The following is a 26,751-nucleotide window of genomic DNA, read 5'->3' as shown; positions in this document are numbered from 1 at the left end:
ACAGGACCGTGGCCGAAGCCGTGCGCGCCTTAGAGCAGCGCGGGTTCACGGCTAATTTTGAGTTGATCGGCAAGACGTTCCGAGCGGTAGAGAGCGGAAAAACGTTCGCTCCGGGCGATCTCACGATCGTGGAACACCACCGCTTTGAAGGGGCCAGCGATCCGGAGGAACTGGCGGTGGTCTATGCGATCCAGGCAAAAGATGGCACCCGCGGGACTTTGGTGGATGCCTATGGGGTCTACGCCAACCCCGACCTGTCCGCCTTTCTCAAAGATGTCTCCATTCAGGAAGATAGAGCGGCATAATGTCGGGCGGTGCGCCTAGCCGATTCAGACGACGGCGAGGTTGAGCCGGTGGAGCGAGTCAGAAATTGACGCGCAGATTGATCGCCCCGACGTGATACGTGGTCCGGTAGATACCGTTGACGAGGCCTGGAATGGCGACCGGCTGGACGTTGCCGCTGACCGTCCGCGGCTCATACAAAATCAGTTGATACGCCAAGTCGAGTCCGATCGCTTTAGGCCCGAAGGACGATTCTCCGTCCGCCCCGCACGCGATCAGGCCGAGAAACCGGCCGTGGCCCATGCACAGAAACCCAAGCCCCGCGGACACCGCCTGCTGGTCGGCATCGGGGACGGTCGGCGTGAACGATTGATCGGGAATCGGGGTTTGGGAATGCCAGTAGCCACCCCGCAACGCCACGTCCCAATCCGGCAACGCCGCCGGGTGCAGCCACTTGTATTCCGTACCCACCATCACGGTATAGCTGTTCCGCCAGTTCTGTGGAAATGGAATCGTGGTCCCGGTCGACAGATGGACGTCGAGGTTGCGCACCGATTTCCACCCGGTGTGATCGACATCGAGCTCCACCTTCCACTCATGCGCCGCATCGCGGACCGGCCACAGAGCGATGCCGCCGGTCATCACTTGCGGCAGCACGAGCGTCGTCGAGGCATTCGCCACCCGCGCGCCGTTGGCCAGAAACTCGCCATCCAAATGCAGGGTCGCCTGGCTGCGATAGACGAGTCCGAGATTCACAAGGGGGCGCCCGTCGGCATTCCGCAGCGGAGTATAGAGCAGACTGACGTTGAACCCAGCTGCCGTATCGCTCCCGTTGATTTCCATCGGCATGCCAAACGTCGGCAAACCCGGTCCTCCCGACGAGATGAAGTGCGTCTCCGCCTGTCCAGATCCCCAAAAACCGGCGAAGGTATAGATGTCCGCGCCGACTCCGACGGACAGTTGCTCGCTCAGCTTGTAGGCCAGGGTGGGTTTGATGTCGATCAACGGTAACGATTGGCGCGTGACCGCCGTGGCGAACGGCGCGTCATTGGGATACCGATACAAGACGCCGAACGGCGAGACGACGCCAATCCCGACGGTGACATTCTCTAACGCCGCTATTCCCGTCGGCTTGAGATTCGCCGTGATGTAGAAATTGCTCGGCGGCGGAAAGGCCATGCTGCCGCCGAAATCCCCCCGTGTGGTCGTTCCCGTCGGACCGGTGAAGCTGGTGCTGCCGCCCAGCAACAAAGTCCCGACACTCACTTGGACGCCGTGCAATTGCGTCATGCCGGCGGGATTGAAGTAAATCGCCGAGGGATCATCGGCCTGAGCGGTAAACGCCCCGCCTTGCGCCGTCCCGGAGGCGCTGTGGTCGAATATCCGGAATGCACCGGCGAAGGTCACCGCAGGCATCGCCGAAAGGAGGAGACAGACCACCGCACACATTCCTCCTCTTCCACAGTGATAGGTCATGGGATTCGTCTGCATCGATGTGTGGCTCCCGCTGGATGTTCCGCCTGCGCAGCCGTGGGCTGACAGGCTCTGCTTGGCGATATCGGCCTGTTCCGACCTTCACTGTAGCGATCATTGATAGCAATGCGGCGGGCCGTCTCAAATACAAATTCACACACTCACCGTGCCCCCGCGGAAGCGCAATTTGGACTTGGTCTGATAGAGCCGTTTAGCCTGATTTCTCGGCCAAGATCGGGCCTTTGCGCCCTTGACAGGAGCCCGCTGTTGGTTGACAAACAACCACTCGCGGACAATAGTTAGGACACGGTACCCAGTCTGTGTCCCGGCGCCATGGCTTCTGGTCCGCGAGTCCAGTATGACAGCGCTCAGACCTGATACGTGGGGAGCATGGCGAGTACGATCACGAACAGACTGGCAGTGAGTCTGCCGCTCGTGGCAGATTTCCAAGGGACGTTGTCGAGAGGAGTCACAGCGGATCTCAGCCCCGAATCCATCTCCTTTGTGACCGATTCCTCCTGTTCTGTCGGCACCCCCGTCTCGGTGCTCTTCTACTTTGGCCGGAGCTTGGCGTACATGCCGCTGGCCGGCAAGGTGCACGCCGTGGCCGCGGAGTTCGGCGCATCACCGGCGCAGTTCCGCATCGACGTCCAACTGCTCCCCCTTGGAGATTCCGAGCGGCGCATCCTTGAGTCGGCCCTCCAGGAACTGGAACGCTATCTGGAGAGTCTGGGTGCGCCGGAGAGTGCCGCACGTGAAGCGGCCCGTGCCGAGTTGGTCACGGCCAACCCTCGGTCCATTCTCTCCTTGTTCATCACCGATAATCCGTATCATCTTCCCTACCGCTTGTCGGCTGCTACCGACCTGCCCGCACAAAACTCGGCTCAGCTCGCCGGCCCGTCTCCGGTTCTGCCGGGCATCTTGCAGAGGGACCCGACGGCGGCACCTCCGACTCCCGCGGGAGGCGTGGCGAAATTTTCCTGGAGCTTGGTCTGGCAGGGCTTCGGGCTTCTCGCGCAGGTCCTTCGCGATTTGGTGATCAGATTTTTGCCCGGCCCTGTCGCGCGCCTCTTCGTCACACCCATTACGTTTGCGTTCATCGGCCATCCCCGCACGCTGAGCGATGTTCCCCGGAAGTTCCCGTTCGCACGTCTCCTGCCGGCGCATGTGGTGGAACGATGGTTTCGCTATCAATGGCCGTTCGTCGCCTCCTATATCACCGGCCTCACCATGTCGGATGGAACACCGACGACCGGCGCGATGCTGATCTCTCCGCTGACGACGGAACAGATGATCCGCAACCCCCGGCTTGCCCGGCAGCGGATCTTACAGACCGTTCGGCTGGCGGAAAAAATGGGCGCTCGGATCGCCGGGCTCGGGGCCTTCACCTCGATCGTCACGCGAGACGGACGGGATCTCGAAGGCAAGGTGCGGCTGGGACTGACGACTGGCAATCCCCATTCCGCCGCGATCGCCGTTCAAAACGTCCTCCATGCAGCCGCACTGACCAATCTGAGTTTGCCGCACGCGACGGCGGCGATCGTCGGTGGAGCCGGTTCCGTCGGCTCGGCTTGCGCAAAGATGCTGGCCCGATTGGTCGCCAATCTCATTATCATCGACATCAAAAAGGATGCGCTTGAAAGCCTGCTCACGGACTTGGCTCGCCAGCCGGCCGCCGTGAAGGGCGCCTCGACTCTCGACCGAGTACGGGACGCGGATATCGTCATCGCGGCCACCAACAACCCGCACATTGTGTTGACCGCAGGCCATTTGAAGCCGGGCGCCATCGTCATCGATGCGGCTCAACCGAAGAACGTCTCGGAAGAGATCCCACGCCAGCGGCCGGACGTCGTGGTCATTGAATCCGCCGTCGTCCAGACGCCGGGCGTCGATGTGCACTTCGACCTGGACCTTGCGCCTGGAGAAGCCCTCGGGTGCCTTTCCGAGACCATGATTCTCACGGCCATCGGCTGGCATGGACATTACTCCCTCGGTAAAGCCGATCCGTCGTTGGCCGCACATATGATCGCCGCCGGTCGCGCCCTAGGGTTCCGCCTGGCCCATTTCCGCAATTCCTCCGGCTACATCACCGAAGAGCATCTGCTCAAAATCGCTCAGGTACGTGTGGCGTGACGACGATGACCGCTGAGGACTACGCCATCAATGTTCACGCCATTCCCATGTTCCTCATGGGAATCGTGACACTGGGCCTCGGTCTTCTGGTTTTTCGCTCGAACCCACAGTCTGCCGCCCACCGTCACTTTCTTGCGCTCTGCGCCAGTATCGCACTGTGGCTCGACGCGACCAGTCTGGGCCTCTGCGCCACCAAGCCCGACACGGCGCTCGCGTGGTTTCGGTTGGACAATGTGGGGGTGATGTTCATTTCCGTCGCGTTCTACGCTTTCTCTGCGGAATTTCTCCGGCTGCATCGCCCCCGTTCGATCTGGTGGGGCTATGGTCTGGCGACGCTGCTCGCCCTCGCCGTCCTCCTTCGCGACGATTTCGTGGCGGGCGTCCACCATTATTGGTGGGGCTATTTTCCGCGATGGGGCCCGGCCAGCGTCCCGTTTTTTCTCGTCTTCGTCGCCTATATGGCCGCCGCCTTCACCGACTACGTTCGCACGTACAGCGGCGTCACAACTCCCATCAAGCGCCAACAGATCAAGTTCGTCCTGATCGCGTTCGTCATTGCCTACCTGGGCTCGGTGGATTTCCTGCCGGCCTTCGGCTACGAACTGTATCCGTTCGGCTATGTTCCGATCTTTCTCCTCACCGTCGTGGTGACGGTCGCCATCCTTCGGTACCATCTGCTGGATGCGGCCCTGTTCGTGTCCATGAGTGCGACTTATCTCCCTCTGATCCCTTTCACCTTGGTGCTCGTACTGCTCGCGCATGGACTGAGCCACCTCTCTGCCGCCGCGTTGGCCAGTGTCTTGGTCGGCGCCACGGTAGCGTTCACCGCTCTCTACGTGACTTTCCAGCCGTGGCTGCAATCCGCGCTCAACAAAGCGCTCTTTCCCAGCCGGTACGACGCCTACAACACCTTGACGCGTTTCAGCCACGCCATGGTGATGAATCTCGACCTCGTCAACTTACAGCACGAGATCATCCGGACACTCCAGACCGTCATGCGCATTGAAAAGCTTTCGCTTTTTCTCTTTGAGAAGGAGCTGGGACGGTACGTGCTGAAAGCCTCGCACGGAGTCGACGAGGCTCAGGTCAACACCGTGCAGCTCACGAGCCACGAGGCATTCGCCGGCTTTCTTTTGTCGTGCAATCGGCCGGTCGTGAAGGAAGAACTCCAGCACGAGTCCCTGGGGCAGCAAGAAGGGCTGTCGTCAACGCTGCTCGAGACATTGACGGAGATGGATTCCGAGGTTTGCCTCCCATTGGTCAATAAGACTCGCCTCATCGGCTTTGTGAATCTCGGACATAAGCCCTCGCTGGAATTCTATTCGCACGATGAGCTCAAGCTGCTGCGCTCCTTGGCCGACAGCGCGGCCATCGCCCTCGACAACGCCATGCTCTACGAGGACTGGAAGCGGTCCCAGCTCCTGATCAGGCGCGCGGATCGGCTGCGCTCACTGGAAACCATCGCCGGCGGCTTCGCCCACGAAGTGCGGAACCCGCTGACCTCCATCAAAACGTTCATTCAACTGGCGCCGTCACGGCGCGAGGACCCCGAGTTCATGGATTCGTTCAGCGCGGTGGTCGCGGACGATTTGGCGAGGATCGAACGGCTGATTGAAGAGATTTTGGACTATGCCCGCTACATGAAACCGAAGTTCTCGCTGGAATCCCTCAACGACATCGTCGCCTCCTGCCTGCACTTCATCGAGGTCAAGGCGAACACGCTGGGCGTATCCATCGACAAACACCTGGCTGAAGACTTAGCCCCGATCATGGTGGATCGGCAGCAGATCAAGCAGGTGCTGATGAATTTGATCTTGAACGCAATGGATGCGATGAAGGCGAAGGGCGGCCGGCTGACGGTCGCAACACGTTCTCTCACGCGCCTCGACGGCACGCGCTGGGTGCAGATCGAGGTCTCGGATACCGGCTGCGGCATCGCACCCGAAGATTTACCGCACATCTTCGATCCCTTCTTCACCACGAAGCATGAGAGCGCCGAGCACGCCGGCACCGGCCTGGGGCTGTCCATCGTCCATCAAATCATCCAAGAACATGCCGGGACCGTGGAAGCCCGCAGCACGGTGGGCAAAGGCACGACCTTCACCCTCGCCCTCCCCGACAGAACGACGGTGGACCAGCAGCCCACGCCTCCCCTCTCCTCCACGTCCCCCGGCAAGCTTGTCTTCTTCCCCGGCATCCCTCCGCAACTCAGAGGCCAGACCGGAACCTATGGACCATAAATTGGACTCGCACAGTTCCCGTCATGCGCGTCTCTCCCCCCCGGTTTAGGGTATGGACAGTCCGTTGAGAAAAAGGCACCCTCCCGGTGCTGCTATCGTAACCACCACAGATAAGGACGATACGATGCGGTATCGCATGACCGTTCTGATTGCTTTGTGTCTTGCAGTGGGGGGAGCGGCTCCTGCCCACGCCGACGGCACGGACCAAGCCATCGAAACCGGACGGCTGCTCGCCATCTTGCTCGATGCCGGACGGGTCACCGTCGGATTGCATCAGGATCTTCTGAACGATCCATCCAAAGGGCAGAAAAACTTCACCGCTCCGGCATTTGAGAAACAATTGCTGGCGGTGTTTCGGGAGCGGACAGGGATCGACCTCTCAGATCTCACCGCTGCCCCGATCTCGGCTGAGGCGAGGACCCTGCTGGCCCGCCTGCTTGAGGAAAGTAGAAAAACGATCGATAGTTACCAGACCGTGATCAACATGCCGGGCATTCGGTATAAAGGTTTGATTCCGGCCACGTTCGGCACCGAAACGGCCAAGCGCTTTCAAAATTGGTCGGGCGTCTATCTGAAACAGACGGCGCCGGAAAGCCTCCTCCGCAATCCCAAGAACAAGCCCGACGAGTATGAAACAGCGGCATTTGAAAAACTAACCGATCCGGCATTCGCCCGGACACGGAATGCGATCATCAGCGAAGTCGTCGATGACGGGAAGACGCTTCGCGTCATGCTGCCGCTCTATTATGGAAAAGCGTGCCTCAGCTGCCATGGCGAGCCGAAAGGCGAACGCGATATCTCCGGCTATCCCCGCGAAGGCGCCAAAGAAGGGGATCTCGGCGGGGCGATCAGCGTGAAGATACCGGTGAAATGAACCCGACAACTTAACTTGCCTACGGCCTCATCGACGGGGTGATGACTCGCCCGTCATCATGAGGCGGCTTCGAGCTTGCGATAGTCGTAATAGGGCTTGATCCGCTTGTTCACAAACCAACCGATCGACTCTGCGTGCAGAAGATCGATGAAGTCGCTCACCGGCACGCCAAAGTACTCGTACAGGTCTCCGTCGATGAACTGCACGTAGAGAATCTGCCGATCTTCTTCGTACCCGACGTACCGAACGCTGGACGACTCGACAGGGATCAGCTCCATACGCTCACATTCCACCAAGCAGTCGGCATGAGAGACAAGTGGCGGGTTCCCTCAATCACAACAGGGGACGGCACGATTCCCGCTTCGTTGCTTTCGGACGGCGGCCAGCCTAACATCAGTTAAGTCGTGTGCTTCCTTGTGTCGAACAGGAGGGATCCATGAGCGAGACAGGCGGCGGGCAGTTATCTGGCCCTGATGTTGGAACAGAAGGGGTGGCGTTGAGCGAGCTGCGCGAGGGGGCCATGTTGCTCGGTCACTTCGGCGGAGAACCGGTGCTCCTGATCCGCAAAGGAAACGCCGTCCACGGCATGGGAACCAAGTGCACGCACTATGGCGGACCTCTGGAGCAAGGCCTCTTCGATGGAACCACCGTCCGCTGTCCGTGGCACCGCGCGTGCTTTCGACCCGAAACCGGAAAAGCCGTCCACGCTCCCGCCATCGACCCGGTGCCTTGCTATACGGCCGAGCGGCGGGGTGACCGCGTGTTCGTCACGGGAACGAAATCGGCGGCTGTTGCCCGTGCCCCCCTCGAAGCGCCGCCCGCCTCCGTCGTCATCGTCGGCGGCGGAGCCGCCGGTTTTGCCGCCGCTGAGATGCTCAGACGCCTGGGCTACCAACAGCCGGTGACGATGATCTCGGCCGATGACGCGGGCCCCTATGACCGCCCGAACATTTCCAAAGACTATTTGGCAGGCACTGCGCCGGAAGAATGGATTCCTCTTCGTGCACCGGATTGGTACCGGGACACCCGAATCGATCTCCTGACCGGCCGCCGCGTGGTGCGGCTTCGGCCGGATGCGCGAGCCGTGGAGATCGACGATGGCCGCCGTCTCGAATACGGGGCCCTGCTGCTCGCCACAGGGGCCTCGCCGATCCGTCTGGACGTTCCCGGTGCTCAATTGCCACACGTCCACTATCTACGCACGTTGCGCGACAGCCGGACAATCATTGAACGGACCACGAAGGCGCGGCACGCGGTGGTCGTCGGGGCAAGCTTCATCGGATTGGAGGTCGCTGCATCGCTGCGTGCACGCAACCTCGAAGTGCACGTCGTGGCGCCGGAGGAGATTCCCATGCAGCGGGTGCTCGGTGTCGAGCTGGGCCGCCTCGTGCGCGAGGTCCATGAGCAGCACGGCGTGAAGTTTCACTTGGGACAGACCGTTGCGACGATCGCAGAGCGGTCCGTCACGCTGAAGAATGGGTCGCGCCTGGATGCCGACCTTGTCGTTGTGGGGATCGGGGTCCGACCGAATGTGGAACTGGCTGAGCAGGCAGGGTTAAGAATCGAGCGCGGCGTTCTGGTGGATGAATACTTGCGCACGAGCGCCCCAGGGATTTGGGCCGCCGGCGACATCGCCCGCTGGCCGGACCGCTATTCAGGCAGTGCCATACGTGTCGAACATTGGGTTGTGGCGGAACGTCACGGCCAGGCGGCCGCCCGCAACATGTTGGGTGAGACTCAGCCCTATACCGCCGCCCCGTTCTTCTGGAGCATGCATTACGACATGGCGATCAGCTACGTGGGATACGCCCATGAGTGGGATGAGGTGAAGATTGCCGGAAGCATCCCCGATCGCAACTGCTTGGCGGCCTATCGGAAGAACGGAAAGACGCTGGCGGTGGCCTCCATCAACCGCGATGTCGATTCCATGAAAATCCAGGTAGCCATGGAACGCGGAGATGTCGCTGCAGTGGAGTCCATCGTTGAGGGAAGCTAGGAACTAGCTCGGCCCCGGCGTTGGTTTTCACTCCTTCGCTACCGTTGGTCAGGCATACCTTTTCTCACTCCCCTTCCCAACCTCCAAGCCAGACCGGCACATAGGGCCATAATGGCTGCCGATTCCGTCTAAATTGAATCCAATTTGATCCGCAGCAAGCCAAAATAGATTCACCTCTTTGGCATTTCTTTTCCCGTTAGACGTCGCACTACTTTGGAATTCGCTCTATTTCCCTCGTCGAGTTACCGCGGCCCGTTCTTTGCTGAAGACTCAGGCCAATTCGCTTCTGTGGAAAGCCAAGCGGAATGGACCTAGGCCTAACGTCTCTATCGAGAGAGATGGGGGTACGTAAGGTTTCACGATTAGCTCTCGAGACAGGAGGACAGTGGTGATGAATCGGGCTTTCTCGAACACCCGGCCGACAAGACGTTCCTTTGTTTTTCGATACCGGCCTCACGCATTGGGAAGACTCGATCTGCATGCCTTGGTCGTCGTGGCGGCATGCGTGATGGTATCACCTGCCGCCGGTGCAGAAAGGATGCTGATGGACCAAGTTCCCGTCCCTCAAGCATCGGATGACGAAAAAAAGATCGTTGACCGCATCAAAGCCTGCACCGTCCCCGGCGCCGGCGTTGGCATTTGGGGCGGGGGAGACATCAATTCCAACTGGTCATTCGGCACGACGGCGACTGCCAGACTGTTTCAATACAACTTTACGAAGGGATCCGGTTCGGTCAACGCCGAAGGTCTTGGAATTGGAGTCGCCGCCCGATACTACCCGGACAGCTGGATGACCACCACCAAACTGAAGAGTCCGACTGAAGTGGATGAAAAGGGCGACAAGGACTTACGGAAAATTAAACCCGAATGCCGCGCCACCTCCTTTTCCGCCAAGACGCTGTCTGAAAGCATGACGGAAGGGAAAGTGGCTTTTCCCGCCATCACGTTTTCAGCAACGGCATTTTTTTCAAAACCACAAGGTCGCGATGAGATCAATTTTGCACCGACATTCATAGTCGGATTGCTTCGCGACATCATTCAAGTTGGATTTGGATATAACGCCACGGGGCCTGAAAGAAAAAGCACATTCCTCGTCGTTGGAGTTGGAACGGGATTTAATTTTTAGACACCAAGATCGGAACACGAGAGCCCACATGCATTTTCCAATCGTCACAGCACGGCGACACAAACAGATCTGGCTCATCGTGGCGACATTCGCCTTCATGACGCAGATCGCTCCCGCGACGGCAATGGCGTACAACGACGATGGACATTTTTATACGGTCGTCAGCATCGCTCATGCCCATCTCCCTCCGTATAATGGTCACACACAAGATGACGCGGTGCTCATGGCACTGTGCGCCCAAATACCGGACCTCGCGAAAGAGTACGACGCCGTCAGCCTTCGTGTGCGGACCATCCCGTCGATAACCGGGTCATTCTGGGGCATGTTCAGTTCATGTTGGGGAACGGATGTCTGCCACATGGTCACGGTACATCACTACCTCCACGGGCTGACCGACGGCAAAGCCGAAGATGTGACGAGAGCCGCCAAGGCGACGCTAAGCGCTCTCTTGAGAGACTTAGAGACGGGGGAACAGGAGGAGCATGGGAGCCGAGTGTGCGCGGCCGGCTTCGCCATCCATCTCCTGGGCGACTCTTTCGCCCATCGACGCCTGTCCACTCCCACTCGGATGTATGCACCGGGAATGGGTCACTTCAGAGACAATCACGATCCCGATTTCATTCTCTTCAATCCCGATCGAAGCCACAATTATGTGGCCTATGCTCAGGCACTTGATGAAACGCTTCAAAGCCAGTCGGCTCCGTCGCGATGGACAACTCTGCGGGAATTACTCAGCCAGATGCAGCCGGGAGCACACCGCGACAACTTGTATAACGAGAAACGGCTTCGCGACGCCTTCTTGAACACCCTCAGGGCCGATGGCACCGATCACACCCCCATCTGGGCACCCTATAAGCCGCCACTCGAGAGCGGCAACGAAGATCTCGTGCTCAGCCGAACTTGCAAAGATGTGCTTGACGGCTATACGGTGCGCGACGTCAATTGCAACACCGTGTGGAAGCTGTACCGGCAGGCGGCCGTTCAAGCCTTTGCACAGGAAAAGATCAAGCCGACATGCGATACTGACGACGGCTGGTCGGATGGAGTTTCCCCATGAGCCCCATGAACGAAGAGCATATGGCCCACCAACCGAAGATTCGCAAAAGAGCGCGGGCTGTCAGCTGGGGGTTCGCCCCTCTGGCCTTGCTCGGCATCGCCGTCTGGTTTCTTTTCAATGCGATCGTGTGCATGGGTGGCGGCGCGCAACCCGTCACCCTGTTCGTCTGCGATTGGGCCAACATCCTTCCAGACCTTCTCGTTGCGGCAGTCGTACTGTCTCTCATATGGCTGGTCCTTGCGGTCAGAGACCTTGGAATCGCAACAGGCGGGCCTGACCTCCTCGCCGACAAAAAAAGGATCCGAAGAGAAACCGCCGCCACCCGCCATGCCTATCGACAATTGGACTCCGAATACCGGCAGCATGTCTGGATTGCTTTGGAAATGGCGGCATGGACGACGGCCGTCTCGATCGGCACGCTCGTGTACTACTGGCTCGAGATCGCCTTCCCCCTCGGCATTATCGTACTCGCCGGACTCCTGACGCTCCTGATACGGCTGATACGTCGGTCGATTGTTGCCATCCGCAGGGGCCCTCCGAGAGGCGAAGGAGGCCTGAGCCTTCCCTCCTCTGGATCGGACAAACCAAGGGGGTCAACCGGTCTTTCAGCCGGCTGAGCGAGTAGCTGCATGCAAGTCGATTTGGGTGTTGCCCAGCGGTAAATCGGGATGCAGCTGCGTTCACCATTGGCCATGCGCTGATCGTAGACGGTAACCAAACGATCCAGTGATGGTCCATCGGCGCATTAGGGCGAACAAGACCGGGCGCTCTTCTCCCATGAGCATTAATTGGGGATCTCCGCTTCCACCAGCTTCCCCAGCAGGACCAGCGATTCCTGCCAGCCGAGATAGCAGGCTTCGGCAGGAATGAGATCGGGCACACCTTCTTGCGTGATGTTCACCTCCGTGCCGCACGACACTTGCTTCAACGTGACCGTCACATGAATTTCTCCCGGCAGGTTGGGGTCGCCGAACGTGTCCGTGTAGCGAAGCCGCTCATGAGGCACCAATTCGAGATACCGGCCGCCGAAGGAGTGGCTCTTGCCGGTGGTGAAATTGGTGAAGGACATTTTGAACGTCCCGCCGACCTCGGGCTCCAGATGATGGACCTTGCCGGTAAATCCATTGGGCGGCAGCCACTTCACCATGGCGTCGGCATCCAGAAACGCGCGATAAATCCGTTCCGGCGTGGCGCGGAACACGCGATGGAGTCGAATCGTATTCGTTCCCATCACCATACCTCCTATCTCATAGATCTTGGCTGGCCTTGGCGCAGCTTCTTCTCTTGTAGTCGAAGCAGCTTGAAGAAATCGACACCCATCTAAGAGCTGCTCTTTGTCGGCGCCCATAGCCATGTGCCGACTGCATGAGCTAATCTTGAGCCATGCGCATTGCCACCTGGAATGTGAACTCGCTGAAGGCTCGCCTCGAAAAGGTCCTGTGGTGGCTGGATCGGACGAAGCCCGACGTGCTGCTGATGCAGGAAACCAAGCTGGCGGACGCAGCCGCGCCTGCCGAAGCGTTCGCGCAGGCCGGATACGAGCTGGTGCACCATGGCGAGGGGCGCTGGAATGGCGTGGCGATCGCAAGCCGGTGCGGCATCGCCGGGGTGATCGCGAATTTCGGAGAGCCGTTACGGCCGGCACGGACGTCTGACACCGGCGACGACGAGCCGCTGGCCGAGGCGAGGATGCTCGCGGCCGAATGCGGCGGCGTGCGGATCATCTGCGTGTACGCGCCGAACGGCCGGCAGGTGGATTCGCCGTTTTATGAAGCGAAGCTCGTGTGGTTCGACAGGCTGGCTCGCTGGATTAATCAGACCATCACTCCGGGTACACCGGCCGTCATCGGCGGTGATTTCAACGTGGCGCCCCATGATATCGATGTGTGGGACCCCGATGCCTGTCATGGCGGGACGCACGTGTCGGAACGCGAGCGGCAGGCTTTCGGACGGCTGTCGCGCGCGGGATTCCTCGATGCCTACCGACTGCATCACCAGGAACCAGGGCGGTACACGTGGTGGGACTACCGCGCCGGCATGTTTCATAAAAACTTCGGCATGCGGATCGATCACTTATTGGTGACCGCATCTCTAACAGACCGCGTGGTCTGGGCCGAGATCGATCGCGAGGCGCGAAAGGGAAAGCCCATTCCCTCGGATCACGCCCCGGTGGTCATCGATCTCGACAGCCCCGGCCATCCGTTCGACGCCGGCTGGGCTTCGGCAGAATCGCGCATTGCGGGACGCTTGCATTCCTGAATCTTCTCCTGCCAGGACTGTAAGCTAGCCCATGGCGTACGCCGTGAGATCGATAAAAGCTGTCATCTTGAGCCTGTAGTAGCATATATGCTATATCGTGTCCCGCCAGCATGGTGAATCCGTCCGGCAGACATTCGTCCACTCGGCTCGTCTACCGCGGCGCCATGCTCAGTATTGAATTCTACGTGACTCACGGTGGGACGGCACCCGCCGAAGAGTGGCTGGAACAGCTGCCGCTTGCAAGCCAACAGAAATTTGCCGCGTTGTTCGTTCGGATGGGAGATACCGGGAAGATTTGGAATGAGCGCAAGTTCAAGCATTTGACCGGAACGGACCACATTTTCGAGTTCAAGGTCAAGGCAGATCGCGTCTTGTGTTTCTTCTTCGTCGGCAAGAGGCTGATACTGACACATGGGTTTAGGAAGCCGGGAGACAAGACTCCTAAGAGCGAAATTGAACGAGCTGAGGTGTGCAAGCGAGCATTCGAGCAAGGAGGACGAACATGAAGTCGAAACCAAGCCGCGGGGACAAAGGGTGGCTCAGCAGAAAGCTCGCCAACTCCAGCTTCCGTCGAGGATTTGAAGAAGAATTACAGAGGTTAGCGATCGGAGAGCAGTTAACTCGACTGCGCCGAGAGGCCGGTCTGACTCAGGCCCAAGTCGCGCAGCGAGCGAAAACCACTGCCTCTGCAATTAGTCGCTACGAAAATGCGGACTACGACCGGTATGAGCTTCGTACACTTCAGAGAATCGTTCGTGCCTGTGGAGGACGAATGGCCATCCACCTCACTTCAGGATCCAACAGGCACCGAGCTGCCTGATCGCTACCGCGTCGGCATGCGGATCGACCACCTGCTCGTGACGGCGCCGTTACAACATCGCGTGGTCTGGGCCGAGATCGACCGAGAGGCGCGGAAGGGACAACCGATCCCCTCGGATCACGCCCCGCTGGTCATCGACCTCGACAACCCCGGCACTCCCTTCGACGCCGGCTGGACCTCGGCGGAATCGCGAATCGCGGCACGCCTGAGAAAATAGCGATGAGCCACATTATCTCCTCTTTACTGAATCTATTTTGATCCTTCAACAACCCAAATAGATTCACCTACTGCGGCTTCCTCTCATCATCAAACATCACAATTGCCCTGGAACTCACGGAATTATCCGTCGCGCCACCGCGGCCCGTTCTTTGCTGAAGACTCCGGCCTGTCCGCTTCTCTGAGAATTGAAGCGGAATGGAGTTGCACCAAACGTATCTATTTAAGATAGATGCGAGCTTACCTAATCCAAAGAGGAATCGAAGCAAACCATCTGGCAGTGCTAGCGTCCCCTGCCATTCCAAAACGAGGGCGCATGTTTCATCCACACCTGAGCGATGGAACAACCTACGTGCCGAGGCGCCTATCACGCCGCACCATCGCTAATGAGGAATATCTCTCCTCATATCGAACAAAGACTCCTGAGCTGGCCCCGGTTTTCTTGGACACCAGGTTAAGAGTCGCTCACCTGACGCTCAAACGCCAGCGGACTGGAATAGCCGAGGCTCTGATGGAGCCGCTGGCGATTATAGAACCCTTCGATAAACGCAAAGATCTCCCGACTGGCCACGTGACAGCGAGCGCTAAGCGGCGATGGTTAGTCAGAACAGGACTGCACCTATCCACAATTAGGTTGCAGTAAGAGCTCGGATAACCAACAAATGTTAAAGGAGAAATAATGGATGCTATTACGAGAATAACAAGGCGCAGTTTTCTTGCGAGAACAGCGACGATTGCTGGGGGCGCGGGTTTGACCTTGGCTGGGGGCCATTTCTCTTCTGCAAATGCTGCTTCCCCTGTGCCAGGCGACCTTCAACCAGATTCTCCAATTGCCAAGAACTGGGAGAATCCTTTGCATATGATCGCGACAATAGAATCTAACGTAGCAGACTCTCTGGGCGCTCCTAGCTGTCTGGAACGCCACAAGATTTATTGTCTCTTACTAATGAAACTAATCCATCGGTTTTGGAATGGGAATAAGTATGGACCATTCGGAACATATCCTCAGAGAAATAAACAAATCGAATATAAGCATAATAGTTATACCCGGTACAAGGGTGACCTATACGCTGGTCCAAACCTAACTATCTGGGACCGCTATCTAGGACACAACATAGCTGCCATGGCTGTCGATAGAAATGGAGAAATAATAGATTTTGAATTTAACCACAACGAACTCTTTCGAAGCTCATCAGAGCATGCTGAAGCCCGATTGGTCCGGAGACTTTTTGACTTAACAGAGATATTCGACCACTGGAAAACCCCCAGAACCTCTTTCAAAGGGTTGCGCGATAAGGCTCGGGAGTTAGACCTCACAGATATCACAATTTACACCTCGCTTGAGTCGTGTGCCCAATGTTCAGGCATGATGTCTCTAGCACGAGTCAAGGAAGTGGTGTTTCTCCAATTTGACCCTGGTGCCTACAGAATCGGCAACATTATGTACAACTTGGCCAGGAAAACTGCCAAAAGCACATCCATGTCTCCTCTTCCAATACCCGCAGATAGAGTGGGTATAAAGTACTTTACTCAGCTTAATGACAGCTACCAACGGTTTCTTTCAACACCCCCTCAAACGTTCTTTACCTCTAGCGATCACAAGATTAAGAAAAGTACTGATTCGATAACATCTTTTCTATGCACAGACGAGGCAATGGACATCTTCAAGAAGGGGGGTGATGAGATTGCTGTAATGGAACTGGAACACCCGAATGTAGCATGCTCACCAGGGGGGTGGACCAATCAAATGTGCTTGGACCATGCCAAGTGCTTCTTTGAATATGCAGATATACAAGGATTCCGTGGATCTCCTCATAAGCTGTAAAGGGCGAGCTTACCGAAAGCGCGGTATCCAATGGGAAGAACTTGCTGGCAGTGACGTTCTCTCAGGCGTAGCTGGTAGAAATATGCGCGGTGTCCCGGCTCCCCATGCCCTTATGGGTCCGAGTCCCGAGACATTGAGTTGGGCTATAACTGGTCGCGCTTTCCTGCAAGGGATGGGCTAGATTTCCCTAGCAACGTTATACAAATATCGCAGGTCCGGTTCTATGTGAAACATAGTGAGGCGGACACTTGACAAGCGAGCCTCTAGGAGGACGTATGCCGTTTACATGGAAGCCCACGAGCGCTCCTCATGCTTCGAGCCGCACCGACGACATTTGGTTCCTGGATGAGGGCCATGGGTGGGCCGTAAATAGTAACGGTCAGGCGCTGTACACGGCCGATGGCGGCAGTACCTGGGCCATCAAGCATATCTTCCCCCCGAAGACGTACCTCCGCTGCATCACATTTGCTTCGCCGAGCCACGGATGGATCGGGGCGCTCTCGGGGCCGCATCGACTCTACCGGACAGTGGACGGAGGAACGACTTGGACGCCGATCACGAACCTGCCGCCGACGCCCAATGCGATCTGTGGCATCTGGGCCGTGAGCGGCACGCTGCTGTACGCATCGGGCACCAACTATCCGGACCGCCCTCCGGCGCTGATCAAGTCGGACGATGGCGGTATGACCTGGACCAACGTCGAAATGCAAGCCCACGCCTCGCTGCTCGTCGATGTTTACTTCCGTGACGAACTACATGGCTGGGTCGTCGGAGGCACGGGTGGTACGACTCGTCCGAAGGTCAAGCCTGTCGTCCTGTATACGGAAGACGGCGGACAGACGTGGGTTAATCAGCTCGCGGATCAAAGCGCCAACTTCCCATTTGGCGAATGGGGCTGGAAGATCCAGTTCCTTGAGGACGGCACGGGTTTCATTTCGCTTGAAAATTTCAATGAGGGCGCAATCCTCAAATCGGTCGATGGCGGGAGGACTTGGACCCGCATCCCGGTGAACGACGCTCAGCGCAACGCGAACCTCGAAGGCATCGGATTTATTGATGCGAACCATGGCTGGGTCGGCGGCTGGGGAGATCGTCAATTCCAGGGCGGATACAGTAGCGAGACATCCAACGGTGGTGGCACTTGGCGCAACGCGAACCATGTGGGCAAGTTCATTAATCGCTTTCGCTTCATCGGTAGTCCAATGCGCGTCGGCTATGCCTCAGGCGATACTGTCTATAAGTACGATAAGTCCACACAGTCGGTGCTGATCCAGCCTTTGACAGGTGCGACGCGGCTGGTCTTGAACGAGCATGCGGAAGTGGTGACGAAGGAACTGGGAATTTTGCTTGATGTGCCAGAAGGCACTCAGCAATTGTCTGTCAACGTGTGGGACCGATTCGGCTCGCATGTGGCTACGCTCGTTGAGGAGACCGCGCCGGCTGCAGGTCCAAGGCATGTATACTGGAACTTCCAGGTTCGGCCCGGCCTCCCCGACGCGGAAGGGCACTTCATTTACCGAGTTAATGCCGACGATCTAGTCGAAAGCCGTGTCTTTCTGCGCTCGCCTAGCCGCGGCCAGACAAGAATATCCGTCGGTGCTCATTCTCATAACGCTCTGGCGTCGCTAGAGTTGCGGCTCATGGCGCTGCCCGCCGGAAACCAGGCAAAGCTCCCACTTCCGACTGTGGAAGAAGAGAAAGAGGCGTTCTTCCGGCTCGCAAATATTGAGGACTATCCAGAGTTTCGCCCGACGGCACTGAAGCTCGCCAGGGCTTACCTCGCAAACGCGGATTACGACGCGGATAGCCTTTATAAGCCGTTCCACTATACGCCGGAGGCATTTGATGAGCGGATGCGGGCCATCTACGAGGCCGTCGTGCCTGGCATGCATCAGCCGCACCGCTACGACCGTGATGTTATCACCTGGCGCAACGGCAAGCGTTACAGAATCGGACGTGCTTCCGATGGCGTCGTAAGAGACCGCCTCCTGCAGCTAGCACCATTCAATCTCATGGATGGCGTTTGGCTCCAAGGCATTATGCAGGCAGGGCCCTCAGACGAAGTCCGGTCGCGCCTATTCGATATCTGGGCCGACGAGGTTGGCAACGGCGAGACACGCCAGAATCATTCGAACGTCTACCAGGACTTGCTGCGCAGCCAAGGCATGTACCTTCCGCCGGTTACATCGCGCGCCTTCTTACAGCTTGATCTAGCTCCAGGTGCGTGGCGAAGTCCGGTGTTCCAGGCCGCCATCGGCCTGTTCCCTCAGATGTTCTTCCCTGAGCTAATCGGGATGACTCTGTTTCTAGAGTGGGAAGCGACCCCGACACTGCAACCCATGGTGCGCATGCTGCGCAATCGCGGAATGAATCCGCTCTTCTATTCGCTGCACGTCGCAATTGACAACATCAGTGAAGGGCACGGCGCAATCGCCAAAGAGGCGGTGAAGATGTTCTTGGAGGATAAACTCGAGGAGGGTGGCGACCAAGCCGTGGAAGAGAACTGGCGGCGGATCTGGAATGGGTACGTGACATGGGCGACGGCCGGCTTCAACGGTGAGGGTCTCGAAGAGCGTCGGCTGCTAATCGACAGGAAATCGATCAATATCGGAACCCCTGAGGCTTCCGACTGCTTCCCGAAGTGGAGCACATTCTATCGCGATCGGATGATCCGGCTTATCCAAACAAAAGCCCAGGTCGCGGCACAAGCCCACGGCCGAAAGATGCTCGGAGGCGTTCTGCTGAACGATCTCTTCGCGAAGCCCGAGGAGTTGCTCGATAGGCTTATTGCCACGAAGACCGTCGACGTGGATAACCCTCGGCGTAGCAGGCTCTTTGAGCTAATGTCTTTTGAGGGACCGATGTACCGTGTCTTCACTGAGGGAGAGAAGGACGTCATCCTCGACTGGCTGGAGTCGCTATCCACGAAGCCACAGCCGTGCATCGAGCCAGTTCTAGACAACCCGGCTGGTCAACCGTGGCCTGAGAAAATGGCCCAGCTAATTGCGAACTACGCACGCGTGGCGAAGCGTGCCCACGACAAACTAGTGCTGCCCGACGCTCATGGCCGCCCCGTGCCCTTGGTTGACCTCCTTGACGACCCGGCCGAAGTAATGCAGGCCCTCGTCCGTGGCGGGTGGGTGGTCCCGGGGGAGCCCGAACGTAGCATGTTCTTGACCCGGATCATGGAAAACGGCGGCCCCATGGAGGGAGTGTTTGCAGCCGACGACGTTGAGACGGTCAGGCAGTGGATTATAGCGGGCGCCACCCCATCCAAATCCACTGGAACGCTGCTCGCCCTCGACAGTAGAGGCGGCACCGATGACCTTGCTTTGACGCTGCTCGACAATCGCACCTTCATCGGGCAAGGCGCAGTCCACTGATTCGATCATATGAGCCTCGCGTTCACGGCTCGGCAGAGTGACGTCTCCCGCGAAAACGACGGCCGTTCAAAACTAGACTACAATGCCGCTTCGCCGGTGCCATGGGAACAGGAGGGGCCCCATGAAGCGGTCGAAGTTCACCGAAGAACAGGTGGTCTACGCGCTCCGCCAAGCGGAGAGCGGGACGCCAGTGGCAGACGTCTGTCGGCAACTGGGCGTGGCCGAAGCGACGTTCTATGCGTGGAAGAAGAAATATGCGCATCTGGGTGTAAGCGAGCTCCGACGCTTGCGGCAGCTCGAAGAGGAGAACGCCCGGCTGAAGCGATTGGTCGCGGATCTCTCGCTCGACAAGCACATGCTCACGGAGGCGCTCAGAAAAAAAGTCTAAGGCCCGTCCGGCGCCGGGAACTGGCCCAGTGGTTTCAGGGGACGTTTCAGGTGAGTTGTGCGCGCCGACTGGCACAGTTCGGTCGCGCGTCATGGTACCGCAAGAGCCGGGCGAAGGATCAAACCGCCTTGCGGGTGCGTATTCGCGATCTGGCCCATGCGCGGCCGCGGTTCGGCTATCAGCGGATGTGGGTCCTGCTGCGGCGAGAAGGCTGGCGGGTCAATCGCAAACGGGTCCGTCGGCTCTATCGCCTCGATGGCTTGCAACTGCGCATGCGTGTTCGCCGGCGGAAACACATCGCGTTGCATCGCGGGCCAGCGCCAGCACCGGCCGGCCCTTGGGAACGGTGGAGCATGGATTTCGTGCAGGATACGTTAGCCGATGGGCGGCCGTTTCGGATTTTGACCGTGGTGGATAACTGGAGTCGCCAGAGTCCAGTGCTAGAGGCCGGCTTTCGGATGTCAAGTCTCTCGGTGGGTGCGGCTCTCGATCGAGTGCTCGGCAATGGCCCGGCGCCCCGCTCCATCACCGTTGATCATGGAACCGAATTTCAGTCGCGGGCGCTGGAAGACTGGATATATTGGCGGAGCATCCAACTGGACTTCATCCGGCCGGGAAAACCCGTGGAAAATGCCTTTATTGAATCATTTAGTGGACGGCTGCGCGACGAGTGCTTGAACGTGCATCAGTTTGCATCGCTGGTCGACGCGCAGATCATCATCGAGGCCTGGCGCCGGGATTATTATAATGAACGCCGACCTCACAGCTCCCTCGGAGACCTGACCCCGGAGGAGTTTGCGCAACAACATCAGGTCAGCATGGGTGCCGAAGAGGCGGTGTGCTCCAGTTGTGGGTTGTCTCGGAACGGGACCAACGTCATGAAGCCCGAAGTTCTCCATTGGCAGTGTCGCCTTGACGGGGGAGCTTACGACATCACCAGTGCCTCGGCTAGCCTTTGCAGACGTTCGACGATAAGTGCTATTGTATCGCCTTGCGTTACAATTCTTGGACCTGCACAAGGTAAGGTGTGAACAGTCTAGCAATCTATGGGGTATTTGCTTCAGCCGTCGCCACACTCCTTGCAGCTCTCGTAGCATTGTTTCGCGAAGAGATACGGACCAAGTGGTATCGTCCGGTCCTGACCGCCCGGATTCGTTTGTCCCCTCCCGATTGTCACAAGACACAACAGACGACAAATAATCCTATTGCTCAACTGGCTCAGCGAGGGGATTGCTACTATTTCAGAATTTGGGTCCAGAACGAGGGACGACAGAGGGCCGAGAAAGTTCAAGTATTTGTTTCTCGCCTCCAAAAGAAACACGCCGATGGGTTCTTTAAGGATGTCGATTCATTCTTGCCGATGAACCTAAGATGGTCACACACCTCTCCGCCCGAAATTTTTACAGAAGGGATATCGCCCGGAATGGGAAAACACTGTGATTTTGGTCACATCATTGAGCCGAATTTCAGGAATAGCCTTATGCAACCTGTGCCATCAGGATCTTCTCAGGGCAGAACCATCCTTGAATTGGATCTTGAAGTCGAACCAAATACCTTAAGTCATTTAATTGTAGAGGGAGACTACCGTCTGTATGTAAAAGTCGCTGCAGCCAATTGCCCTCCAACAGAAAAGTGCTGGGAAGTGAACCTGACTGGAAAATGGTTCACAGATGAATCAAAAATGTTTGCGGAGGGAATAGGCATAACGGCGTTGAAGGTCCAGTAATTCGAATTGTTGCTTGTTATAGCTCTGCAACACGTGACCGCGCAGCCCACTCTCTGTGCCATTCGTTAACCGTATCCTCAGATACAATCCGAAATTTCCTATTCCAACATCTCAATATCCTGAACAACCAACCTCCGTTTAGCATCACGGCGTTATATCCAACACGTGGGGAACATTCCACAGTCGGAATTGAATCGTCTGAGCCGCTGAGCGATAACGCTGTCCCCCACCCACTGGGATGCGCAAACCCAGAAACGTCTCTATAATAAAACTCATATTCCCACTCAAGATTTGGTACAGTTTCCTTCAATGGTTCAGCCAAAGAACGCACCCTCTCCTGCAATGAAGGTAGCAACTGGAGTGTTCCAGGCCCTCTCTTGTGTCGTTTCAGAGCTTCGTCTCGCTCACGAATTATTTCCTCTCGCCTTTCCGGACGCACATCATTACGATCCGGGCCTAGTGCTTCAAGAAAGTGGGCTTGCTTAAGAGCAAACTCATCCCAGAATAACTGCGACCTTAAATCTGTATCCTGAGCTATCCACTCCATTGTGATAAAAGTTTCATAGTGAGACGTGTATTCCGCTGAATCCGGCCACCGATTCCGAGCGAATCCGGCCACCCCTCGGAGCCCCGCGACGCAGGGCCTCAGTGGTCTGTCTTCAGTGGCCGACTTCCGTCCGATTTTGCCAGCCGTTTGCGCATCGATTCTCCTTTGAGCGTGATCTTATAGGCGTTGTGCACGAGCCGGTCAAGAATGGCATCGGCCAGCGTCGGCTCCCCGATCGCCGTATGCCAGTGATCGATCGGGAGTTGACTGGCCACGAGGGTGGCCCGCCGCCCGTGGCGATCATCAAGGAGTTCCAACAGATCGCGGCGCTGTTCGTCAGTTAAGGGAGCCAGCCCCCAATCATCGAGGACCACGAGGTCCGTCTTCGCGAGACTCCGGAGCAGGCGCCCATAGCGGCCATCGCCTTTGGCCACCGCCAGCTCCCGGAAGAACCGCGGCAGTCGCAAATACAAGGCGGAGCAGCCCAGCCGGCAAGCCATCTGGGCCAACGCACAGGCCAGATACGTCTTGCCCGCGCCGGTGGGCCCCACAATCAACACATTGTCATGCTGACGAATCCACTGCCCCGTAGCCAGGGACGCGATGACGCTTTTCTCCAGCCCCCGCGGATGGCGATAATCGAGATCTTCCAAGGTGGCACTGCCGGGGAACCGGGCCTGGGCCAGCCGCCGCGCCAACCGGTGATTGTCCCGGACCGTGCACTCGCGATCGACGAGCAGCCCCAGTCGTTCCTCGAAGCTGAGCCGCTGCACCTCAGGCATCTCCAGTTGTTCCGCCAAAGCGGTGGCCATGCCGGTGAGCTTCATCGCCTCCAGCGCCGTGAGTGTGGGATGACGTAACATCAGAACCCTCCTTCCTGTTGATAATAGGTGGTGCCGCGCAGATGGTCGTGCGCATGCGGGAGTGGGACCGTCGGAACCGGCTCGGGGAGCGGCTGCTGGTCGAGGCCGGTCTGTAAAATGGACTGCACGCTCTTATAGGTGAACGCCTCCAGCACCTGCGCCCGCCGACAGGCGGCCTCCAACCGCGCTGCGCTGTACGTCCGCTCCAGGCGGAGAATCCCCAGACAGGAGCGATAGCCTTGTTCGGGATGCGGCCGCCGCGCCAGGAGTTCGGCCACGACGGTGCCGGTCGCGGGCCCGACGGTCTCCGCCCACTGGATCAGCCGGGAGGGCGACCACGCCAGATAGCGTTGGTGCGCCGAGGGGAGATGCGCGGTGACCGTGGTGTGGCGGCCGCGCTCGGCACTCCGCATATGGCTGGCCACCCGCTGCCCCTTGTAGAAACACTCGATGGTGGCCGCCGTGAGCCGGACATCCAGGGCCTGATGGACCAAGGCGGAGGGGACGCTGTAGTAGTGGCCCTCGACCTCAAGATGCGAATCGATATTCACTCGGGCGATCCGCCACTCGGCATAGACGTAGGGCTCGGTCGGCAGCGGCTGCAAGGCCGGCCGATCCACGGCCTCGAACTGGGACTGCCGACAGCCAGGGAGCTTTTTGAAGGGCCGGCGATTCAGCCGGTCCAAACAGGCGGCGATGGCCGTATTGAGCTCCGCCAGACTGAAGAAGGGGTGATGCCGCAGGCAGGCCAGGATCCAGCGTTCGACGAGCAGCACGCCCGCTTCGACCTTGGCCTTGTCCCGCGGTTTGCGCACCCGCGCCGGGATTACCGCGACGCCGTAGTGCCGGGCCAGATCGGCGTAGGTGGGGTTCAGCTCCGGTTCATACCGGCAGGCCTTGGTGACGCCGCTGCGTAAATTATCGGGCACGAGGATTTCCGGCACACCGCCCAAGAAGGCGAAGGCCCGGACATGCGAGCCGGTCCAATCGGGGAGCGTTTGGGTCCAGGTCGCCTCGGCATAGGTGTAGCTCGATGCACCAAGAACCGCGACAAAGATCTGGGCCTGTCGAATCGTCCCGGTCTGCCGATCCTGGACCGGCACGGTCTGGCCGGCATAATCGACGAAGAGTTTCTCGCCCGCCCGATGCTCCTGCCGCAGACACCGATCCAGGGTGGCGCGCCAGGCCCCGTAGAGATCACAAAAGCGGCTGTACTGATAGCCGTCGGGGTGCTGCGCTTTGTATTCCTGCCACAGCAGCGCCAGGGTCACGCCCTTGCGCGTCAATTCCTGATGCACCGTGGCCCAGTCCGGCATGGCCCGCGGCGGGCTGGTCGGCGAGGGGGCCGCCGGATACAGCCGGGTTTCCAGCTGCGCGTCATCCAGCTCTTCCGGCAACGGCCAGGACAGCCCAGCCGCCGTGGCGCGATAGAGCGTTTCCGCCACCGTGCTGCGCGCCACCCCACAACTGGCCGCGACTTGTCGGTTGCTGAGCCCGCAAGCCCATTTGAGTCGCAATAGGTCTTTGATTTTTCGCATGGTCACTCGCTCCGCTGGCATCAGTCCCTCCCCCCTAGTAAATGGAGGGGACACGATACCCAGGTTGAGGAGGACCTGTGTCGCGGGCGGCTCCGACAGGAGCCCGTGGCGGATCGCCGGCTTATTCCGAGGGATGTCGGCCACCGATTCCGAGGAGACTCGAAACAGTGGCCGACTTCCGGTCGGAATCAGTGGCCGCGTTCCGTCGGAATGGGTGGCCGACTTGCGTCGGAATCAGTGGCCGGCTTGGGTCGGAATACGCATGAGACCTGGTCAGCACAAATGCATCGTCCCAAAACCGTCTAGGAAGTGCTGGATCGCATAGCAGCTGAATCGACTCAAATGTCTTCTGTGAACGCCCAAACGCGGTGGCAAGAACATGATCCCAAAGCCCACTAGTATCTAATCCTCCCCTTTTCTCTAACGGTTCGAGAATTAGTGGTACAACTCGCCGATGCCACAAGACACCATTGGCTTCCCAAATCCGCTTAATCGAGTCAATCGCTTCCATGTTTTCACCAGAAGACACGATGGAAACCTTCAGAACGTCGCTATTTTCCTGTTGTTGTGAAATCAATGGAGCCAATAGACGTTCTGAGTTCAGCAGGATTGGAACATGGGTATTTGAGAATTAGAAAAGAGGTGTCTTTGGAATGGTCTAAGGCCATATCTGCCGGATCAAATCCGCCAAGAAAGACCAAACATGGATCGTCGACTGTAGATAACGGAGCCACTTCCTCTGGAACCATAAAAAGGCCGAACTGACTGTATCGGCTGCCCAACGGCGGTGCAACAAGCCAGCCCATGAACTGCCGTCCGTCTGGAAATGCAATGGGGATGGCTGCAGGAAGAGACTGAGTTTCATCTAAAGTGTTCAATCTATCAAGCGGATACCAACGCCCCACTATTTTTAGTCCTCTTGGATTTCCCTCTGTCCTCAAGTGTAAAGCTGGAATCCCATCATTTACGCGCGGAGCACCAAAACTCTCAAGACCCTCTACTTGAATTGTAAACAAGTGAGGTTGCCATCGATCTAAGGGAACAGATTGCCTCTTGACCTCCGTCTTAACCAAACCATCTTGGGAAAAGTGCGCTCTGCCGTCCGGATGATGGGAATACTTCACGAGATGACCGGCCACTTTCCCATGATTGGCAAATCCATAGCTTGCAGTCTGCGCCCCAGCTTTCATCGACAGCTCGCCAACCAGCCCTTCGTTGTGAGCAAACGACGGAAACATGACAAATATGCTTCCGTCGCGCTTGTGAAACACAACCTTAGCGATTCTGTGTTGTCGACCTTCCGAGACAACAACAATATTGAATTCTTCAAAGCGAGTTGGCTCAATCATAAACCCATTAGCTCCGTTATTTATCAGCCAAGAGAACGTTCATTGTAACCCGGCAGAGGTCCAAACCGAGCTTGCTCACGCCGCCGCGTTCGATCAACTCACGGCGGATATTCAATACCTCCAGCGCGGACGCGAACGGGTTATAAAAGAAAAAGGCCTGCTGGATCTCGCGATCCAACAGGCCCTTTTGAAACCCGGCAGCGTCCTACTTTCCCACTGCCTCTCGGCAGCAGTATCATCGGCCTTGGAGGGCTTAACTTCCGTGTTCGGTATGGGAACGGGTGTGGCCCCTCCGGCAAGGCCACCGGGAACAGTCTTCCGCGAGATGGGCGAGACTGGCGCGACTTGCGAGACTCGTCCCGCGCTTCGCGCATGTCCCGCGATCTCGCGGGTATTTGAGACCATGTCTATCAGGAGCAAAGGATGTTAAACCGCACGACCGATTAGTACTGGTTAGCTACAGCCTTTACAGGCCTTCCACACCCAGCCTATCAAACTCGTAGTCTACGAGTGGTCTTTAGGGGGCATTAAGCCCCGGGAGAGCTTATCTTGAGGCACGCTTCTCGCTTAGATGCTTTCAGCGATTATCGCCACCGGACATAGCTACCCGGCGCTGCCGCTGGCGCGACAACCGGCACACTAGAGGTCCGTCCTTC

At 58.1% G+C, this 26,751-nt stretch carries 23 protein-coding genes, 2 rRNA genes and 2 pseudogenes (1 of these 27 cut by a window edge); 17 read left to right on the top strand and 10 right to left on the bottom strand.

Annotation, left to right across the window (positions count from 1 at the left end; genetic code table 11):
• Window positions 1-8: 8 nt before the first annotated feature.
• Window positions 9-305: a hypothetical protein gene (locus NITMOv2_RS06405; RefSeq protein ID WP_053379073.1), complete on the top strand. Its 297-nt coding sequence runs from the start codon at window positions 9-11 to the stop codon at window positions 303-305.
• Between the two features lie 58 nt (window positions 306-363).
• Here NITMOv2_RS06405 and NITMOv2_RS06400 read toward each other — a convergent pair whose 3' ends face one another.
• Window positions 364-1,731 (bottom strand): OmpP1/FadL family transporter, encoded by a 1,368-nt coding sequence (locus NITMOv2_RS06400; RefSeq protein ID WP_053379072.1) that lies wholly within the window; start codon window positions 1,729-1,731, stop codon window positions 364-366.
• A 414-nt stretch (window positions 1,732-2,145) separates the two neighbouring features.
• Between NITMOv2_RS06400 and NITMOv2_RS06395 the strand changes: the two genes are divergently transcribed.
• The 3 genes from NITMOv2_RS06395 to NITMOv2_RS06385 all read left to right on the top strand — a co-directional run bounded on the left by NITMOv2_RS06395 (window position 2,146) and on the right by NITMOv2_RS06385 (window position 7,002).
• Window positions 2,146-3,888: a hypothetical protein gene (locus NITMOv2_RS06395; RefSeq protein WP_053379071.1), complete on the top strand. Its 1,743-nt coding sequence runs from the start codon at window positions 2,146-2,148 to the stop codon at window positions 3,886-3,888.
• Window positions 3,889-3,893: 5 nt separating this feature from the next.
• The gene (locus NITMOv2_RS06390; RefSeq protein WP_238590524.1) at window positions 3,894-6,128 is read left to right on the top strand and encodes an ATP-binding protein; all 2,235 of its coding nucleotides are present in this window, start codon (window positions 3,894-3,896) and stop codon (window positions 6,126-6,128) included.
• 124 nt (window positions 6,129-6,252) lie between these two features.
• On the top strand, window positions 6,253-7,002 hold the full coding sequence (locus NITMOv2_RS06385; protein ID WP_053379069.1) for a Tll0287-like domain-containing protein: 750 nt from the start codon (window positions 6,253-6,255) through the stop codon (window positions 7,000-7,002).
• 56 nt (window positions 7,003-7,058) lie between these two features.
• On the opposite strand, the gene NITMOv2_RS06380 is transcribed toward NITMOv2_RS06385, so the two are convergent.
• Window positions 7,059-7,280, bottom strand: coding sequence for a KTSC domain-containing protein (locus NITMOv2_RS06380; RefSeq protein ID WP_053379068.1), 222 nt, complete (start codon window positions 7,278-7,280; stop codon window positions 7,059-7,061).
• Window positions 7,281-7,438: 158 nt separating this feature from the next.
• On the opposite strand from NITMOv2_RS06380, the gene NITMOv2_RS06375 reads away from it, so the two are divergent.
• From NITMOv2_RS06375 to NITMOv2_RS06360, 4 genes are all read left to right on the top strand, one after another.
• Window positions 7,439-8,998: an FAD-dependent oxidoreductase gene (locus tag NITMOv2_RS06375; protein ID WP_053379067.1), complete on the top strand. Its 1,560-nt coding sequence runs from the start codon at window positions 7,439-7,441 to the stop codon at window positions 8,996-8,998.
• Between the two features lie 391 nt (window positions 8,999-9,389).
• On the top strand, window positions 9,390-10,124 hold the full coding sequence (locus NITMOv2_RS06370) for a hypothetical protein (RefSeq protein ID WP_145976198.1): 735 nt from the start codon (window positions 9,390-9,392) through the stop codon (window positions 10,122-10,124).
• A 28-nt stretch (window positions 10,125-10,152) separates the two neighbouring features.
• Window positions 10,153-11,181: a hypothetical protein gene (locus tag NITMOv2_RS06365; protein ID WP_053379065.1), complete on the top strand. Its 1,029-nt coding sequence runs from the start codon at window positions 10,153-10,155 to the stop codon at window positions 11,179-11,181.
• Window positions 11,178-11,798 carry a hypothetical protein gene (locus tag NITMOv2_RS06360; RefSeq protein WP_053379064.1) on the top strand — a complete coding sequence of 207 codons (621 nt, stop codon included), beginning with the start codon at window positions 11,178-11,180 and terminating at the stop codon, window positions 11,796-11,798. Before NITMOv2_RS06365 ends, NITMOv2_RS06360 begins: the two co-directional genes overlap by 4 nt.
• A gap of 167 nt (window positions 11,799-11,965) precedes the next feature.
• Here NITMOv2_RS06360 and NITMOv2_RS06355 read toward each other — a convergent pair whose 3' ends face one another.
• Window positions 11,966-12,412, bottom strand: coding sequence for an SRPBCC family protein (locus NITMOv2_RS06355; protein ID WP_053382016.1), 447 nt, complete (start codon window positions 12,410-12,412; stop codon window positions 11,966-11,968).
• Window positions 12,413-12,564: 152 nt separating this feature from the next.
• On the opposite strand from NITMOv2_RS06355, the gene NITMOv2_RS06350 reads away from it, so the two are divergent.
• From NITMOv2_RS06350 to NITMOv2_RS23315, 9 genes and pseudogenes are all read left to right on the top strand, one after another.
• Complete coding sequence (locus NITMOv2_RS06350) at window positions 12,565-13,440, top strand: exodeoxyribonuclease III (RefSeq protein WP_083447807.1); 876 nt, start codon at window positions 12,565-12,567, stop codon at window positions 13,438-13,440.
• A 164-nt stretch (window positions 13,441-13,604) separates the two neighbouring features.
• Complete coding sequence (locus NITMOv2_RS06345; protein WP_053379063.1) at window positions 13,605-13,946, top strand: type II toxin-antitoxin system RelE/ParE family toxin; 342 nt, start codon at window positions 13,605-13,607, stop codon at window positions 13,944-13,946.
• A complete protein-coding gene (locus tag NITMOv2_RS24925; RefSeq protein WP_083447805.1) occupies window positions 13,943-14,260 on the top strand; it encodes a helix-turn-helix domain-containing protein in 318 nt (105 codons plus the stop codon). Before NITMOv2_RS06345 ends, NITMOv2_RS24925 begins: the two co-directional genes overlap by 4 nt.
• On the top strand, window positions 14,166-14,477 hold the full coding sequence (locus NITMOv2_RS23815; protein WP_053379062.1) for a hypothetical protein: 312 nt from the start codon (window positions 14,166-14,168) through the stop codon (window positions 14,475-14,477). The genes NITMOv2_RS24925 and NITMOv2_RS23815 overlap by 95 nt, the downstream gene beginning before the upstream one ends.
• Window positions 14,478-15,155: 678 nt before the next feature.
• Window positions 15,156-16,301, top strand: a complete 1,146-nt coding sequence (locus NITMOv2_RS22560; protein WP_083447803.1) for a cytidine/deoxycytidylate deaminase family protein — start codon at window positions 15,156-15,158, stop codon at window positions 16,299-16,301.
• Window positions 16,302-16,576: 275 nt separating this feature from the next.
• Window positions 16,577-16,891, top strand: a pseudogene (locus tag NITMOv2_RS24920) (WD40/YVTN/BNR-like repeat-containing protein); the annotation flags it as partial.
• A 12-nt stretch (window positions 16,892-16,903) separates the two neighbouring features.
• Window positions 16,904-19,684, top strand: a complete 2,781-nt coding sequence (locus tag NITMOv2_RS06330; protein ID WP_420799892.1) for an iron-containing redox enzyme family protein — start codon at window positions 16,904-16,906, stop codon at window positions 19,682-19,684.
• Between the two features lie 121 nt (window positions 19,685-19,805).
• Window positions 19,806-20,878, top strand: a pseudogene (locus tag NITMOv2_RS22555) (IS3 family transposase); the annotation flags it as partial.
• Window positions 20,879-21,099: 221 nt separating this feature from the next.
• Window positions 21,100-21,798 carry a hypothetical protein gene (locus NITMOv2_RS23315; protein WP_145976196.1) on the top strand — a complete coding sequence of 233 codons (699 nt, stop codon included), beginning with the start codon at window positions 21,100-21,102 and terminating at the stop codon, window positions 21,796-21,798.
• A gap of 16 nt (window positions 21,799-21,814) precedes the next feature.
• On the opposite strand, the gene NITMOv2_RS24915 is transcribed toward NITMOv2_RS23315, so the two are convergent.
• The 7 genes from NITMOv2_RS24915 to NITMOv2_RS06295 form a co-directional block, all read right to left on the bottom strand.
• Window positions 21,815-22,417 carry a DUF5677 domain-containing protein gene (locus NITMOv2_RS24915; protein ID WP_420799881.1) on the bottom strand — a complete coding sequence of 201 codons (603 nt, stop codon included), beginning with the start codon at window positions 22,415-22,417 and terminating at the stop codon, window positions 21,815-21,817.
• A gap of 26 nt (window positions 22,418-22,443) precedes the next feature.
• Window positions 22,444-23,208: an IS21-like element helper ATPase IstB gene (gene istB / locus NITMOv2_RS06310; protein ID WP_053378012.1), complete on the bottom strand. Its 765-nt coding sequence runs from the start codon at window positions 23,206-23,208 to the stop codon at window positions 22,444-22,446.
• On the bottom strand, window positions 23,208-24,746 hold the full coding sequence (istA, locus tag NITMOv2_RS06305; protein ID WP_145976116.1) for an IS21 family transposase: 1,539 nt from the start codon (window positions 24,744-24,746) through the stop codon (window positions 23,208-23,210). The genes istB and istA overlap by 1 nt, the downstream gene beginning before the upstream one ends.
• Before the next feature lie 551 nt (window positions 24,747-25,297).
• A complete protein-coding gene (locus NITMOv2_RS23305; RefSeq protein WP_145976194.1) occupies window positions 25,298-26,095 on the bottom strand; it encodes a hypothetical protein in 798 nt (265 codons plus the stop codon).
• A gap of 16 nt (window positions 26,096-26,111) precedes the next feature.
• Window positions 26,112-26,273, bottom strand: a complete 162-nt coding sequence (locus NITMOv2_RS23810; RefSeq protein WP_187299376.1) for a hypothetical protein — start codon at window positions 26,271-26,273, stop codon at window positions 26,112-26,114.
• Window positions 26,274-26,287: 14 nt separating this feature from the next.
• Window positions 26,288-26,404: ribosomal RNA gene (gene rrf / locus NITMOv2_RS06300) — 5S ribosomal RNA — on the bottom strand.
• A 113-nt stretch (window positions 26,405-26,517) separates the two neighbouring features.
• Window positions 26,518-26,751, bottom strand: a 23S ribosomal RNA gene (locus NITMOv2_RS06295) (it continues 2,773 nt past the right edge of the window).

The sequence above is a fragment of the Nitrospira moscoviensis genome, assembly GCF_001273775.1.
In the GTDB taxonomy this organism is placed as follows: Bacteria; Nitrospirota; Nitrospiria; order Nitrospirales; family Nitrospiraceae; genus Nitrospira_D; species Nitrospira_D moscoviensis.
The sequence above is the reverse complement of the archived record's forward strand: the minus strand, read 5'-3'. Positions and strand labels throughout refer to the sequence as shown.